Genomic DNA, 14,845 nt, shown 5'->3' on the forward strand with positions numbered 1-14,845 from the left:
CGGGGTTCGGGCAAGCGGCTCAGTTGCAGGGAGCCGGACCGTCCGTGACACCCTGGCACAGGGCTTCCTTCTCGATCCAGCCGGCATCGACGACCATCTCGAGATTGTCCTGCGTGACCGGGATCGGGTCGAGGAACTTCGCGGTCAGCTCGGTGCCGCCCGGGGAGGTCCACATCTCGGCGCCCTCGATCTCGGACATCTCGGTGCCCTCGGCCATCTTCACCGCGATCTCGCCGGCCGTGCGGCCCAGCTCGCGCGCGTCCTTCCAGACGCTGACGGTCTGGGTGCCCTTGGCAACGCGGTTCAGGCCGGCATGATCGCCGTCCTGGCCAGAGACGGGGATGCCGTCCATGCCCTGCGCGGTCAGCGCCGCCACGGCGCCGCCGGCGGTGCCGTCGTTGGAGGCGACGACCGCGTCGACCTCGTTGTTCTGCGCGGTCAGGATCTGCTCCATGTTGCGCTGGGCGTTGGCGGGAAGCCACTGATCGGTATAGGCCTCGCCGACGATCGTGATCTTGCCGGCGTCGATCGCTTCCTGCAGGACCTCCTGCTGGCCGCCGCGCAGGAAGTCGGCATTGGGATCGGTGGGCGAGCCCTTGATCATCACGTAGTTGCCTTCGGGTGCGGCTTCGAGCACGGCGCGGGCCTGCATCCGGCCAACCTCGATATTGTCGAAGGTCAGGTAGAAGGCGCGCGGATCCTCGATCAGGCGGTCATAGCCGACGACCGGAATGCCCTCGTTATCGGCGGCGGTGATCGCGGGGCCGATGGCCTGCGAATCCTGCGCCAGGATGATGAGCGCATCGGCGCCCTGGGCGATCAGCGATTCGATGTCGGAGATCTGCTTGGAGGAGGAGCTCTGCGCATCGGCGCTGATATAGGTCGCACCGGCTTCCTCGAGGGCCGACTTGATCGCCGCCTCGTCGGTCTTCCAGCGCTCTTCCTGGAAGTTGGACCAGCTCACGCCGACGGTCGGGCCGTCCTGTGCCAGAACGGTGGTGGACATCAGTCCGGTCGACAGCGCGGCGGCCGTCCATATTGCAAGACGCATGGTTCTTCCTCCCAGGAATGTCGCCGCGATCCTTGTCGCGCGGCGATCGGTGCTTGTAGTCGCGACAGGATGATCGCAATTAATTCGGTTGTCAAAATAAATGTTTCCAAATGCCCTCTGGCCAGCGTAACCTGATCTCCGAGGCCCCCGCCGATCTCCGCTGCCGCGGGCCGGCGCCGGCGGCCGCGTCCAGCCGGAGTGCCCAGAGCATGACGATCCAGACCTCGAGGGACGCCTTGCCCGAGCCGCCGGTGCCGCCGGGGTGCGGCCCGCTCCTCGCCAGCGCGGCTCCGGGCCTGCAACCCCTGCGTCAGACCGTCTTCGAGACGGTCCGGGCCGCCGGAACGATCGCCCGGCGAGACGTGGCGCGTGCGCTCGGGGTCAGTCCCGCCTCCGTCACGGCGGCGGTCACGGAGTTGATCAACGCGGGCTATCTCGACGAGCGATCGGCGCCGCCTGGTGCGGAGGGCGGTCGCGGCCGGCCGGCGGTCGCGCTCGCGGTGCGCCCCGGTGCGGGCTTCGTCGCGGGATTGCAATTCGCACCCGGACGGCACAGCGCGGTGATCCACGACCTCGCCGGAACGCAGATCGCCTCGGCCATCCTGCCCGGCGACGGCGCGCGGCTTTCGCTGGATACGCTCAAGGAGCGCGCGGCCCGCCTGATGGCGGCGGCGCTGGCCGCGGCCGAGCTTCCCGCGGATGCCGTGATCCGCATCGGGGCCGGCGTTCCGGGCTTCGTCGACAGCGCCGCGGGGCGGGTCCTGTGGTCGCCCCTCGTTGCCGGGCGGAACATCGATCTGGCAGCCGAGCTCTCCGGCGCTCTCGGCTGCGAGGTCGTGATCGACAACGACGCGCATCTCATCGCCCTCGCCGAGCTGTGGTTCGGGCAGGGGCGGGGGGTCAGGCATTTCGCCGTCGTGACCATCGAGCATGGTGTGGGCATGGGTCTCGTGCTCGACAACCGGCTCTATCGCGGGGTGCGGGGGCTCGGCACCGAGCTCGGCCATACCAAGGTGCAGCTCGACGGCGCCCTGTGCCAATGCGGTCAGCGCGGCTGCCTCGAGGCCTATGTCAGCGATTACGCGCTGCTGCGCGAGGCGCCCACGGCCCTTGGCTGGCCGCCGCGTAGTTTGACCGATGGCGAGATCCTCGAGCGGCTCTACGACGAGGCGAAGGCCGGGAACGCGGCGGCCCGTTCGATCTTCCGGCGCGCGGGCCGTTTCCTCGCCGCGGGCCTTGGCAATATCGTCAACCTCTTCGATCCCGAGCTGATCGTCCTGTCGGGCGCGCGGATGCGCTGGGATTACCTCCACGCGGACGAGCTGATGGCCGAGATGGCCCGTGCCGCGATCGTGGTGGACGGTCCGGCGCCCCGGCTCGAGACCCATGTCTGGGGGGACCTGGTCTGGGCACGCGGCGCCGCCGCGCTGGCGCTCACGGATGTCACCGGAGCGCGTTTCGGCGCCGCCGGCGCGAGGGCGGCGCAATGAGGCGCGCGCCCCTTCCCGCAGCGCTCGCACTGCTCGCCGTGGCGGCGGCGCCGGCCCTCGCCGCCCCGCCGCGTTTCGCGCAGATGGACGAGGCGCTGCCGGGGGGACATTCCTACGAGGGCGGATGGGAGCATTTCGTGGGCGGCGGTGTCGCGGTTTTCGACTGCAATGGCGACGGCTATCCGGAGATCGCAGCCGCCGGCGGCACGGCGCCCGCCGTCCTCTTCGTCAATCGCAGCGGCGACAGGCCGGAGCCGGGAATGCCGGACGTCGCCTTGCGCTTCGAGCGCGCGGCCTTTGCCGCCGGGGAAGGGGTCACGGGGCTGTGGCCGTTCGACATGGACGGTGACGAGAGGGTGGATCTCGCGGTGACGCGGGTGGGTGAGAACCTGCTTTTGCGCGGGACCGGGAATTGCGGTTTCGAGCGTGCCAACGCGCTCTGGGGGTTCGAGGGCGGCTCGGCATGGAGCACGGCCTTCTCGGCGACATGGATGGCCGGGGCGACGCGCCCCGTTCTCGCCTTCGGCAACTATGTCGACCGGGACGATCCCGAGGGTCCGTTCGGCACCTGCGCACCCAACATGCTGCACCGACCGCATGCGTCGGGCTACGTCGCCGAGCCGCTCGCGCCGGGTTTTTGTGCGCTGTCGATGCTCTTCTCCGATCCGGGCGGCACGGGACAGGCGCAGCTGCGCATCTCGAATGACCGGCATTACTACGTGCGCGGCGGCCGCGAGCAGATGTGGGAGCTCGATCCCCTGCGCGAGCGGCGCGGCGACGACGGCTGGCCCGACCTTTCGATCTGGGGCATGGGCATCGCCCAGCGCGACATCGACGGCGACGGGATGCAGGACGTGATGCTGACATCCATGGGCGATCAGCTTCTGATGTTCGGCCGCCCGCAGGGGTGGGAGGCCGCGCCCTACGCCGCCGGGGCCGCGGCGCAGCGTCCCTTCATCGGCGATGACGGGCGCCCCTCGACCGGGTGGCATCCCGAGTTCGCCGATGTCGACAATGACGGCCTCGACGATCTCTTCATCGCGAAGGGCAATGTCGACCAGATGCCCTCGAACGCGGCGCATGATCCCAACAATCTCCTGATGCAGCGTCCCGCCGGCCAATTCACCGAAACGGCGGCGGCGGCGGGGGTGGCGAGCACGGCGCGCGGGCGCGGCGCGGCGCTCGCCGATCTCGACCGGGACGGGCGGCTCGACCTGGTGGTGGTGAACCGGCGGGCGCCGATGCAGCTCTGGCGCAACGTGACGCGGGCGGGGGGGCATCTCTTCGTGACCCTGCGCGGGCCTTCGGGCAATCGCGGCGCGGTCGGCGCGCGCATCGAGCTGCTGATGCCGGACGGGCGGATCGCCCTGCGCGAGATCACGGTGGGCGGCGGCCATGGCGGCGGCCAATGGGGGCCACAGCATTTCGGGCTTGGCAGCGCGCCTGGCGCCATGCTGCGCGTCACCCGTCCCGGCGGGTCCGCGGGTCCGTGGATGCCGGTCGCGGCGGGGGGCGACTACCTCCTGGACATCGGCGGCGCCGAGGCGCGTCTGGAGAAGCGCTGAGCCGCCGCGCGGTTTTCAGCGATCGACGGGAAGCCCGCTCGGGACGCTATGCGGGATGCCGAGACGCCCCGACAGGGCGAGCGGATCGCTCAGGCTCTCGAGAAAGGCCAGGAGCAGGTCGATCTGCGGCTCCGCGAGGGGCCGTATGTCGTCCCCGCGGGCCCCGAGCACCGCGTCGCGCTCGGACCGGGTCTCCCACAGGGCGTGATCCTCGCCCGCGCCGACCCCCGCCGGCAGCGGCCCGTCGATCGCCGCGCTCGCCGCCGGATCGGCATGGCGGCGCAGATAGGCGCGCAGCTCCGCGGTGGCGCCCGCGTGACCATAGGGCCCGGTGCGCGTCACGTTGCGCAAGGACGGGGTGCGGAAGCGGAAGGCATCCTCCGCCCGGCCGGTGACGCGTATCCGCCCGTCATCGCGCCGGTGGCTCTCGAAACGGGCGCGCTTGCCGGGGCCGATCTGCACCTCGCCCATCGCGTGGAAGCCCTGATCGGTCAGGAACGGACCCGAATGGCAAACGGCGCAGCCGGCCGCGCCGTAAAAGAGCGCCATTCCCTCGAGGGCGGCACCCCGCAGCGGCGCCGCACCGCTCAGATGGGCATCGAATGGGGAATCGGTGCTGCGCCATTCGAAAGCGATGAACTCGGCGATGGCATTGGAGATATCGGTGAAGGCGATGGGCGCGCCCGCCGCGATCTCGGGGAAGGCTTCGGCGAAGCGGCGGCGATAGTCCGGAATGGCGTCGACACGCCGCGCCAGCAGGTCCCAGGCCCCGTCCGGGCCGGTCAGCCGGCCCATCCGCACCGCCCGCGAGACGTCGTTCTCGGAGTAATGCCCGGCCATCTCGTCCTGGCTGAGCACGGGAAACATGGTCTGCGCGGAGAGGACGTTGTCGAAGCCGAGCGTCATCTCATCCTCGAGAGGGGTGCGCAGACCGGAGGCGCGGGCGGGATCGGTCTCGATCCGCCCGTCATGGAACAGGGTCGCGAATTCGCGTGCGCCGAGGTTGAAGAGGGCCGGGGAGTTGCGCGGCACCCGTTCCTCCGGCGGATTGTCCGGATCGACCCGGCGTTCGGGGCCAAGGCCGATGCCGCCTTCCCCCACGCCCAGCGCGAGCCCGTCCGACGTGCCGAAGCGGGGATGGTGGCAGGTGCCGCAACTGATGTTGCGGTTCCCCGACAGGATCGGATCCCAGAAGAGCAGCTGCCCCAGCCGCGCGCGGTCCATGTCGACCGGACGGAAATCCACGGCCGAGGGCGGCGCGGGCAGGGGGATGCCGTCCGGCTGCGGCGCGGCACGCAGGGCGCCGGCCGCGAGCAGGGCGGCGAGCGCGCAGAGCGCCGCGCGCACGGACGAGCGCCAGCCCGCCGGGCGCCGGTTTCGAGGATCGGTCCTGGCCGTTCGCAAGGGCATATCGGCATCATTCCGCAAGGGACGGGAAATCTTCTTGTGCACGGCTTTGCTGGATTGGTATAGTGGCGCTGTCTCAGAGAAACGCAATGTTGTCCGCAATTTCCAAGATCGCTGTCCGTCCGGCTCGCAGGCTGCCCGATGCAGCCGGGTATTGCCATGATACCTTGGCCGGCGGTGATACGGAATGAAGAAGCTCTTCCTCGAAAACGTCCTCAAGCGGCTGGACCGGCGGCACAAGCGCCTGATGTTCCTGTGCGCCGATCTCGCGCTCGTCCCCCTGGCCTATCTCTTCACGCTGGCGGTGCAGCCAGGCGGCCCGCCGCTCTGGACGGCCCTGTCGCAGGCCTGGCTGCTGCTGGTGCTCCTGGTCGCCCTGACGGCCGGTATCTCGAGCGCGCTCGGCATTCCCAAGATCCGGCTCAACTCCTACGACACGCAAGGGATGCTGCGGGTAGGGGCGATGTCGCTCCTCGTGGGGCTCGCCAATGCCGCGCTGCACCGGATCGGGCAGCCGGACCTGCCGAGCGGCGCGCTGGTGGTTTTCGGCATCGTCTTCTTCCTGTTCGCGGCTGCCAGCCGCGTGCTCATGCTCGAGACGGTTCTCGCCGCCTATCGCAGCCAGGGGAAACGCTGCCGCGTGCTGATCTACGGCGCCGGCAATACCGGGATGCAGCTGGCCCGCGCGCTGACGCGCCATGACGCGATCGAGGCGGTCGCCTTCGTCGACGACAACACCGCCCTGCAATCGCTCACCATCGCCGGACTGCCGGTCCTGCGTCCCATGGATATCGAGCGCATCGTCGATCGGCGCAGGGTGGACCGCGTCCTGCTGGCGATGCCGTCCGTCTCGCAGCCCAAGCTGCTGCAGATCGCACGCCGCCTCGAGCGGATCGGGCTCGAGGTGCAGGCGCTGCCCTCCTTCGCGCAGCTGATCGGGCAGGAAGCGCTGCTCGACAAGCTCGTGCCGGTCGCCCCTGCTCAGATCATCGGGCGCAAGACCTTCGATCGCTCCGGCGCGCTGGGCTGCACCCATATCGAGGGGCGCTCGGTCCTGGTGAGCGGCGGCGGGGGCTCCATCGGCTCCGAGCTCTGCCGGCAGGTCCTCACCTGCAAGCCGCGCCGGCTCGTGATCATGGAGATCAGCGAGCTTGCCCTCTACGAGGCCGAGAAGGCGCTGCGTCCCCTTGCCGACGAGACCGGCACCGAGCTCGTCGTGGTGCTGGGATCGGTCACGGAGGCGCGCCTGGTGCGGCGCACCTTGTCGGTGCATGACGTGAACGTCGTCCTGCACGCCGCCGCCTACAAGCATGTCCCGATCGTCGAGGCCAACCCGCTCGTCGGCCTGGCCAACAACGTCCTTGGAACCTCGACGCTGGCGACGGCGGCGCGTGACCTGGGGATCGAGCGCTTCATCCTGATCTCCTCCGACAAGGCGGTGCGGCCGACCAACGTGATGGGCGCCTCCAAGCGCCTCGCCGAACTGGTGGTGCAGGACCTCGCCGCGCGCTCGCCGGACACGATCTTCGCGATGGTGCGCTTCGGCAACGTGGTGGGCTCCTCCGGTTCCGTGGTTCCCCTCTTCGAGGAGCAGATCGAGCAGGGCGGCCCGGTGACCGTGACCCATAGCGAGGTGACGCGCTACTTCATGACGATCGAGGAGGCGGTCAGCCTCGTGCTCGTGGCCGGCTCCTATGCCAGTGGCGGCGAGGTCTTCGTCCTCGACATGGGCAAGCCGATGCGGATCATGGACATCGCCAAGCAGATCATCGTGGATTCGGGATACACGGTAAAATCGGCCGCCAATCCGGGCGGCGACATCGAGATCAAGGAAATCGGCCTGCGTCCGGGCGAGAAGCTGCACGAGGAGCTTCTGATCGGCGAGGGGCACCTGACCACCGCGCATGAGAAGATCTTCGCCGCGCGCGAGGCGCACCTGTCGGAGATCGAGGTCGCCTCCGCGATCCGTTCCCTGCGCGAGGCCATGGCCACGGGCAACGATGCCGCCGCCCTCGCGGTGGTGACGCGCTGGGTTGAGGGCTACGTGCCCGACGCGGAGCGCCGTAAGGCCGCGCCCTGATCCGGAACATGGACATTCGGTCACAGGTGACACCGCGATCGGCGCTCCGGCAGGCTCGCCCGTGGCGTTCGCCGCGCCGATCGCTACCCTGTGCGCTGCGGACGCGGTCAAGCCGCGGTGAAGCCAACACACCCGTCCCGTCAAAGAGGTTCTCGCGATGACACGCAATTTCCGCTCGCCGGCCGCGATCGCCATGGGCGCGGTCCTCCTGTCGGGGACGGCGCTCGCATCTTGGTCGAACGGTGCCGGCGCCGAACCCCGCCCGACGCTCGGGCTCTACGGGACGACCGGGCTTGTCGACATGCCGAGCGCGCTGAGCCAGCCCGATGGCGAGCTGACCTTCACCAGCTCGTATTTCGCCGGGATCAACCGCAACACGCTGAGCTTTCAGATCCTGCCGCGCGTGCAGGGCAGCTTCCGCTATTCGGGCTATCACGAGTTCAATTACGCGGGATTCGAGGACTACTACGATCGGAGCTTCGATCTTTCCTTCCAGTTCTTCGATGAGAGCCGCTACCTGCCGGCGATGAAGATCGGGCTTCAGGATTTCGTCGGCACCGGCATCTCGAGCGGCGAGTATATCGTCGCCACCAAGCACCTCGGCCCGAAGATCGCGGTCACCGCCGGCCTCGGCTGGGGGCGGTTGGGGAGCGAGGGCGACATCGGCAGTCCCTTCGGCGCCCGGCCGGCGCGCGATTTCGGCCGGGGCGGCAAGCCCAACACGGGCGAGTGGTTCAAGGGCCCCGCCGCGCCCTTCGCCGGCCTGTCCTACAAGCCGAGCGAGGCGCTGACGCTGCTGGCCGAGTATTCCTCCGATGCCTACAGGCTCGAGACGAACGGGCGTTCGGCGAGCCGGCTCTTCGCGCATGAGTCGCCCTTCAACTTCGGTGTCGATTACGCGGTCAACGACACGCTGACCGTCGGCGGCTACTATCTCTACGGCTCGGAAATCGGCCTGCGGTTCAGCCTCGCGCTCAACCCGGCCCGGCCCGCGGTCAGGGGCAGCGTGGCGGCGGCGCCGGGCGCGCTGGCGGAGCGGCCGGACCCCGCCCGCGATCCCGATGCCTATTTCACCGCCTGGGCCGCGCGGCCGGGCGTGCTCAAGACCCTGCGCCGCGATGCGCACGCGCAGCTGCTGGCCGAGGGGATCGAGGTGACCGCGCTGAGCATCACCGAAGGCCGTGCCGAGCTTCGGTTCCGCAACCTGCGCTACGACGCGGAGGCGCAGGCCATCGGCCGCGCGGCGCGGGTGCTGAGCCGGGTCATGCCGCCATCGGTGGAGACATTCGTCTTGGTGCCGACGGTCTTCGACATCGGCGCGTCGGCCGTGACCCTGCGGCGCAGCGATCTCGAGCGGCTGGTCGAGGCGCCCGATGCCGAGGCGCAGCTCTTCGCGGTGGCCGGGCTCGGCGCCGCCGGGCCGCGTCCGGGGCCCGCCGACCGGCCGGAGGGGGCCTTTCCCAAGCTGACCTACAGCATCGGTCCCTTCGTTCGCAGCAGCTTCTTCGACCCCAGCAGCCCGGTACGCGCGGCCTTCGGCCTGTCGCTGGGGGCAAGTTACACCCCGAGGCCGGGACTGGTCTTCTCGGGGGCCGTGGAGAAGAAGCTGCTCGGCAATCTCGACGAGGGGCGTCCGTCGAACTCGGTGCTGCCGCATGTGCGCACCGACGTGGTCCGCTACGAGCGGGAGGGCGACCCGGCGCTGCGAAACCTCTTCGGCGCCTATTACTTCCGTCCCTCGGACGATCTTTATGGCCGGGTGACGGCGGGTTATCTCGAGCGGATGTTCGGCGGCGTCTCGGGCGAGCTTCTCTACAAGCCCGTAAGCAGCCCGCTCGGCCTCGGCCTTGAGCTGAACTACGCCGCGAAGCGGGATTTCGACGGCGGCTTCGGGTTCCAGGATTACGACGTTCTGACCGGCCACGTCTCGGCCTATTACGACTTCGACAACGGCTTTCACGGACAGCTCGATGTCGGGCGCTACCTGGCGGGGGATGTCGGTGCGACCCTGTCGCTGGACCGCGAGTTCCGCAATGGCTGGTCCGTCGGGGCCTTCGCGACCCTCACGGATGTCTCCGCCGAGGAGTTCGGCGAGGGCTCCTTCGACAAGGGGATCCGGATCTCGATCCCGCTGAGCTATTTCACCGGAACGCCGACACGCGGCAGCATCGGGCGCACGATCCGTCCCATCACCCGCGACGGCGGCGCCCGGCTGAGCGTGCCGGGACGCCTCTACGAGGGTATCCGCGACTACCACGAGGGCGAGCTTGCCGATCAATGGGGAAGGGTCTGGAGATGACGCCGATGATCAAGAGGGCCCTCGGGGCGCTCGGCCTCGCCGTTCTGGCGGGATGCAGCAACAGCACCTCGTCCTCCTACGAGCTGCTCGGTCCGGTGCTCGCGACCGTGACGGGTGCGTTTGGCGGCGCGGCGCCGGCGGCGGGCGGGTTCGAGGCGACCGATGAACAGATGCGGGCCTTTCCCGATCCGCTCATGGTGGTGGAGACGGAAGCGACCGGCAGGCGCACCGGCTTCCTGCTGCAAGGAACCAACCGCGACACGCAGACATGGGCCTCGCAGGACGGTGTCACCCTCTCCTTCCGGCAAGGGCAGCTGGTTTCCTCGCGCGGTCTTGGCAACGATCTGATGTCGGTGGATAGTCCCGACATCCGCCCCGGCCGCGGCACCGTCTCGCGCGTGCGCTACAGGCTCGGCGGCGATGAGCGCGTGGTGCGCCGCCGCTTCGATTGCACGCTGTCGCAGTCCGGTGGCGAAACGTTGTCGATCGCGGGATTGCCGCGCAGCCTGCGCCGCGTCACCGAAAGCTGCGTGCCTTCCGGGGCGGCGGCGGCGGATGGGCAAGCCTTCGAGAACCGCTACTGGATCACGCAGGGCGGCGCGGTGATCCGCTCGCGCCAGTTCCTGACGCGCGAGCTGGGTTACCTGACGATCACGCGGATCAACGGCTGAGGCCACGCCGCGCCTTGCGGGCCGCGTCGCGCCGCACGCCGCGGCGCCCGCCCGGAAGGCCGCGCAGCGCTGTTTGCGCGATGAGGCGGATGTCGAAACACAGCGAGCGATTGCGGGCATAGATGAGATCGAGCGCGGCCTTCCGGGGCACGCAGCGCCGCCTGTAGGCGGCCTCGGTCTGCGCCGGCGTGCGGCAGGCCGAGAGCAGGCGCTCCTCGTGGGCGTGGTATCGCAGGGTGGCGAGCCCGGTGATGCCGGGGCGCGAGCGCAGGACCTCGGCATAGAGGGCGGGAAACTGCTCGACATAGCGCCGCAGGGGCGGACGCGGGCCGACGAAGCTGATATCGCCGCGCAGGACGTTCCACAGCTGCGGCAGCTCGTCGAGCCGGCTGCGCCGGAGGAAGCGGCCCGGCTTGGTGATCCGGACGCTCTTGTCGCCCCCCGTCACCCCGGCATCCGCATCGTCCAGCGTCATCGTGCGGAACTTCCACAGCACGAATCCCTCCTGTGGGCTGCGCATCCTCTCGGCCCGGTAGAGCAGCGGGCGTCCCGACAGGATCAGCAAGGCGAGCGACAGCAATACGATCAGGGGCGAGAGCACGGCCACCAGTAGCAGCGCGAGGGCGATATCGAAGAGGCGTTTGGACAGGGTCATGTCGCCGCGCGGATCTCGTCCAGAAGCCGGTCGGCATGATGGGCATCGCGGGGCAGGGGGCACAGGGCCATCAGGGCGCTGCAATCCATGTGCACGCGCTGGATCGCGCCGCTCGGCGCCGGGCGCCATTCCGGCGGTTGCCCCAGCGCCGCGAAAATGTCGGCCATCGCGGTCGCACCGGGCGCCGCCACGTTGAGCCGGTCGGGCAGCCGCGCGCCCTCCAGCGCCATCTGGCAAAGCCGCGACAGGACGCGCGCGAGGCTGACCGGTCCGATATAGCTGCGGCTCGGGCCCGCGCCATCGGCGAAGCGGTCAAGCCGGGGCGCGCCGCCCGCGCCGATGGTGTCGAAAGGCTCGCCCGCGCCAGCCACATTCCCGATCCGCAACACCGTCACGCTGGTCCCATCGGTCGCCGCATCGGCGAGAAGTGCCTCCTCCATCGAGAGTTTCTCGCGGCCATAGGCGCCGGCGGGCCGCGCGCCGAAGCTCTCGCTCGCAGCCTTCGTGCCGGTATCGCCGAGCACAGCGGAGGAGGAGGCGACGAACAGGTGCCGCGCGCCGCGCCGCCGGGCCATGCGCAGGGCCGCGAGCGCGATCCGGGTGTTGTCTTCGAGCGGTGCGCCGCTGCGCGGTGTCACGCCGGCAAGGCACAGGACACACTCATCGGGACCCGCCTGGCCTTCCTCCCACTGCCCGCGGGCACGCGGATCGAGGGGCGGCCCGCCGGCGGGCCACGCCGCGCCGACCATGCGCCCCACGCGCCCCGTGGCGCCCAGAAAGATCACCTTGCCCATCATTCCCCCGAGATGCCGCACCGCCCCTGTTCTCGCGGCGCGTTTGCGCGTATTCAACACCGAAGCGCCAAGCGCCGCAACGGATGCGGCGCTCTTATCCGACCTCGCCTCGCTCCCAAGGGGGATACATGCTCAACGCCCGTCCAGCCCTTCTCGCCCTTCTCGCCGGATCCGTGCTCGCGGCCTGCTCGGCACTGCCGCGCGGTGCCGCCATCGAGGGCGAGATCGCGAGGGAGGCCGCTCCCGCCACATCCGGGTTCGCCTTCTATCCGGTCACCCGGGCGCTGCTCCCGGCGATCGACGCCTGGCCTGCGGTCAATTCCGAGACCTCCCACGGCTGGCCCGACGCACCGGGCGGACAGGGCCCCTCCGGGCAGCTCATCGCGGCGGGTGACACGCTCAGGGCGCTGATCTGGGACAGTTCCGAAAACTCGCTCCTGACATCGCTCAACGAGCGCGCGGCGCCGCTCACCGATCTGGAGGTCGCGCCCAACGGGCGGATCTTCGTGCCCTATGTCGGCGAGGTGCGCGTGGCCGGGATGACCCCGCAGCGCGCCAGGCTCGCGATCCAGAACCAGCTCAGCGCGATCGCGCCTTCCGCGCAGGTGCAGATTTCGCTGAAGACGGGGCGGGCCAATTCGGTCGATCTCGTGAGCGGCGTCGCCAATCCCGGCAGCTATCCGCTGACCGATCGCGGGCAGTCCGTCCTGGGAATGATAAGCCTCGGGGGCGGTGTGCCGCCGAACCTGCGCAACCCGCGCGTCAAGCTGCAGCGCGGCGGCAAGCTCTATGTCACCTCGGTCGAAAGGCTTTTCGCCAATCCGCGGCTCGACGCCGTGCTAACGGGGGGCGACAAGCTCATCGTGGAGGAGGATGCGCGCTATTTCCTGTCGCTCGGCGCGGCTGGCAAGGAGGCCATCATCCCCTTCACCCGTGACTACGTGACCGCGCTCGAGGCGATCTCGATGATCGGTGGGCTGACCGACACGCGCGCCGATCCCGAAGGGGTGCTGGTGCTGCGCGAATATCCCCGCTCGGCGCTGGCGCCAGGTCACGCCGGCCCGCGCGAGCAGCGGGTCGTCTTCTCGATCGACCTGACGACGGCCGACGGGCTCTTCAGCGCGAAATCGATGCAAATCTTTCCCGGCGACGTGGTTCTGGCCACCGAGAGCCCGGTCAGCAGCCTGCAGATCGCCTTGGGTCTCGTCGGCAGCTCCTTCTCGGTCTTCCGCAGCCTCTCGAGCCTCTGAGAACCCTGCCTCCCCCGCCGGTCATGGCAGAGGAGGCGGGGCAGGGAAGGCGGGGCCGGTCTCACCCGTCGAGGCGGCCGTCCTTGCCGGCGAATCCCGCCATCTGCGTCTCGGCCCAGGCCTTGATGTCGTACTTGTTGATGGTGCCGCGCATTGATTCCATCCGGTCGCGCCGCTCCTCCTCGCCCATGTCGAGCGCTTGCAGGATGGCACGGTCCATGGAGCGGTGCGAGAAGGGATTGGCGAGGATCGCCGCCTTCAGCTCCACCGCCGCGCCCGCGAATTCGGAAAGCACCAGCACACCGTCGCCATCGCTGCGGCAGGCCACGAACTCCTTGGCCACGAGGTTCATTCCGTCGGCCAGCGGCGTGATCCATGCCACGTCGGCGGCGCGGTAATAGGCGACGAGCTCGTCGAAGGGGATCGCCCGGCTGATCAGCGCGACAGGGTGCCACTCGAAGCTGCCGAAGCGGCCGTTGATGCGGCCCGCGGTCTGTTCGATCTCGTTCTGGATGCCCTCATAGACGGTCATGTTGCGATTGGCGCTGACCGAGACATGCATCAGGCGAACCTTGCCATGCAGCTCGGGATGCTCATCGAGCAGTCGCTCGAAGCTCATGAGCTGATCGGTGCCGCCCTTGGTGTAATCCGTCCGCCCGACCGACAGGATCATCTTGGTCTCGCCGAGCTCCGCCCGGATCTCCTCGACCTTCGCGGTGGTCTCGGCGGTCTCGGCCTTGGAGGCGATGTAGTCGACATCCACGCCGACGGGCGCCGCGCTGATCATGACCTCGTGGCCCTGATAGGTGAGCGAGCGGGCCATCCGGCGCTCGGACAGGGCAATCCCCTCGACGACGAAATCCGTGTTGACCAGCTCGCGCTTGGCGACCTCCACATCGAAGAGGCTCTCCGCCACGCCGATGAAATTGGCGCCGTAGCGCGGAATATGGAAGCCCACGACATCGCAGGCGAGCAGGCTCGAGACGATCTCCTTGCGCCAGGGCAGGACGTTGAACATGTCGGCGGCGGGGAAGGGGGTGTGATGGAAGAAGCTGATGCGCAGGTCCGGGCGCAGCTTGCGCAGGTAGCCGGGCACCAGCCACAGGTTGTAATCATGCACCCAGACGACCGCACCCTCCCTGGCCTCGGCGGCGGCGGCCTCGGCGAAGGCCCAGTTCACCTCGCGGAAGGTGGGCCAGTCCACGGGGTCGTAATTGTATTTTTCCTTGAAGGAGTGGAGGATCGGCCAGAAGGCCTCCTTGGAGGTCACATGGTAGAAGCTCTTGACCTGCGCCTCGGTGAGCGGCAGGCGGCTGACCGAATAGGCGCCGTAGCTGTCCTCGATCTCCACGACCTTCTCGAAGCCCGGATTGGCCGGGTCCTCGGCAAGCTTCCAGGCGACCCATGCCCCCTTATCGACGCGGCCGAAGAACCCCTTGAGCGTCGGCACGATGCCGTTGGGGCTCTTGTTCTCGCGAAAGACGATCTTGCCGTCCTCCTCGACTTCCTCATAGGGCTGACGATGATAAACGATGACGAGATCGCTTGGCATGGGATGTCTCCTGGGGTTCGGTTTGGCGCCC

11 protein-coding genes are annotated in these 14,845 nt (G+C 69.2%); 6 read left to right on the plus strand and 5 right to left on the minus strand.

Going from position 1 to position 14,845, the window contains the following annotated elements; all coding sequences use genetic code 11:
* Positions 1 to 19: 19 nt before the first annotated feature.
* A complete protein-coding gene (xylF, locus tag PMES_RS03755; protein ID WP_159964177.1) occupies positions 20 to 1,051 on the minus strand; it encodes a D-xylose ABC transporter substrate-binding protein in 1,032 nt (343 codons plus the stop codon).
* A gap of 209 nt (positions 1,052 to 1,260) precedes the next feature.
* Here xylF and PMES_RS03760 point away from each other — a divergent pair, with 209 nt between their 5' ends.
* On the plus strand, positions 1,261 to 2,541 hold the full coding sequence (locus tag PMES_RS03760) for an ROK family transcriptional regulator (RefSeq protein WP_159964178.1): 1,281 nt from the start codon (positions 1,261 to 1,263) through the stop codon (positions 2,539 to 2,541).
* Positions 2,538 to 4,106 carry an FG-GAP repeat domain-containing protein gene (locus PMES_RS03765; protein ID WP_159964179.1) on the plus strand — a complete coding sequence of 523 codons (1,569 nt, stop codon included), beginning with the start codon at positions 2,538 to 2,540 and terminating at the stop codon, positions 4,104 to 4,106. Before PMES_RS03760 ends, PMES_RS03765 begins: the two co-directional genes overlap by 4 nt.
* 15 nt (positions 4,107 to 4,121) lie before the next feature.
* Here PMES_RS03765 and PMES_RS03770 read toward each other — a convergent pair whose 3' ends face one another.
* Complete coding sequence (locus PMES_RS03770; RefSeq protein WP_159964180.1) at positions 4,122 to 5,516, minus strand: cytochrome-c peroxidase; 1,395 nt, start codon at positions 5,514 to 5,516, stop codon at positions 4,122 to 4,124.
* Between the two features lie 184 nt (positions 5,517 to 5,700).
* On the opposite strand from PMES_RS03770, the gene PMES_RS03775 reads away from it, so the two are divergent.
* The 3 genes from PMES_RS03775 (at position 5,701) to PMES_RS03785 (ending at position 10,563) form a co-directional block, all read left to right on the plus strand.
* Entirely contained in the window at positions 5,701 to 7,593 is a 1,893-nt protein-coding gene (locus PMES_RS03775; RefSeq protein WP_159964181.1) for a polysaccharide biosynthesis protein, read from the plus strand.
* A gap of 157 nt (positions 7,594 to 7,750) precedes the next feature.
* Positions 7,751 to 9,892, plus strand: coding sequence for a YjbH domain-containing protein (locus PMES_RS03780; RefSeq protein WP_159964182.1), 2,142 nt, complete (start codon positions 7,751 to 7,753; stop codon positions 9,890 to 9,892).
* Between the two features lie 5 nt (positions 9,893 to 9,897).
* Entirely contained in the window at positions 9,898 to 10,563 is a 666-nt protein-coding gene (locus PMES_RS03785; protein ID WP_159964183.1) for a YjbF family lipoprotein, read from the plus strand.
* On the opposite strand, the gene PMES_RS03790 is transcribed toward PMES_RS03785, so the two are convergent.
* Together PMES_RS03790 and PMES_RS03795 are read right to left on the minus strand one after the other, a co-directional pair.
* The gene (locus tag PMES_RS03790; RefSeq protein WP_159964184.1) at positions 10,553 to 11,218 is read right to left on the minus strand and encodes a sugar transferase; all 666 of its coding nucleotides are present in this window, start codon (positions 11,216 to 11,218) and stop codon (positions 10,553 to 10,555) included. The genes PMES_RS03785 and PMES_RS03790 overlap by 11 nt on opposite strands.
* On the minus strand, positions 11,215 to 12,033 hold the full coding sequence (locus PMES_RS03795; protein ID WP_159964185.1) for an NAD-dependent epimerase/dehydratase family protein: 819 nt from the start codon (positions 12,031 to 12,033) through the stop codon (positions 11,215 to 11,217). The genes PMES_RS03790 and PMES_RS03795 overlap by 4 nt, the downstream gene beginning before the upstream one ends.
* Before the next feature lie 107 nt (positions 12,034 to 12,140).
* Between PMES_RS03795 and PMES_RS03800 the strand changes: the two genes are divergently transcribed.
* The gene (locus PMES_RS03800; protein ID WP_159964186.1) at positions 12,141 to 13,262 is read left to right on the plus strand and encodes a polysaccharide biosynthesis/export family protein; all 1,122 of its coding nucleotides are present in this window, start codon (positions 12,141 to 12,143) and stop codon (positions 13,260 to 13,262) included.
* Between the two features lie 61 nt (positions 13,263 to 13,323).
* On the opposite strand, the gene ggpS is transcribed toward PMES_RS03800, so the two are convergent.
* The gene (ggpS, locus tag PMES_RS03805; protein ID WP_159964187.1) at positions 13,324 to 14,814 is read right to left on the minus strand and encodes a glucosylglycerol-phosphate synthase; all 1,491 of its coding nucleotides are present in this window, start codon (positions 14,812 to 14,814) and stop codon (positions 13,324 to 13,326) included.
* Between the last annotated feature and the right edge of the window lie 31 nt (positions 14,815 to 14,845).

The organism is Profundibacterium mesophilum KAUST100406-0324 (genome assembly GCF_009835145.1).
Classification (GTDB): domain Bacteria; phylum Pseudomonadota; class Alphaproteobacteria; order Rhodobacterales; family Rhodobacteraceae; genus Profundibacterium; species Profundibacterium mesophilum.

Excerpts from the sequence above, each read along its gene's own strand:
- xylF (WP_159964177.1), bottom strand. The coding sequence starts at position 1,051 with ATGCGTCTTGCAATATGGACGGCCGCCGCGCTGTCGACCGGACTGATG.
- PMES_RS03760 (WP_159964178.1), top strand. The coding sequence starts at position 1,261 with ATGACGATCCAGACCTCGAGGGACGCCTTGCCCGAGCCGCCGGTGCCG.
- PMES_RS03765 (WP_159964179.1), top strand. The coding sequence starts at position 2,538 with ATGAGGCGCGCGCCCCTTCCCGCAGCGCTCGCACTGCTCGCCGTGGCG.
- PMES_RS03770 (WP_159964180.1), bottom strand. The coding sequence starts at position 5,516 with ATGCCCTTGCGAACGGCCAGGACCGATCCTCGAAACCGGCGCCCGGCG.
- PMES_RS03775 (WP_159964181.1), top strand. The coding sequence starts at position 5,701 with ATGAAGAAGCTCTTCCTCGAAAACGTCCTCAAGCGGCTGGACCGGCGG.
- PMES_RS03780 (WP_159964182.1), top strand. The coding sequence starts at position 7,751 with ATGACACGCAATTTCCGCTCGCCGGCCGCGATCGCCATGGGCGCGGTC.
- PMES_RS03785 (WP_159964183.1), top strand. The coding sequence starts at position 9,898 with ATGATCAAGAGGGCCCTCGGGGCGCTCGGCCTCGCCGTTCTGGCGGGA.
- PMES_RS03790 (WP_159964184.1), bottom strand. The coding sequence starts at position 11,218 with ATGACCCTGTCCAAACGCCTCTTCGATATCGCCCTCGCGCTGCTACTG.
- PMES_RS03800 (WP_159964186.1), top strand. The coding sequence starts at position 12,141 with ATGCTCAACGCCCGTCCAGCCCTTCTCGCCCTTCTCGCCGGATCCGTG.
- ggpS (WP_159964187.1), bottom strand. The coding sequence starts at position 14,814 with ATGCCAAGCGATCTCGTCATCGTTTATCATCGTCAGCCCTATGAGGAA.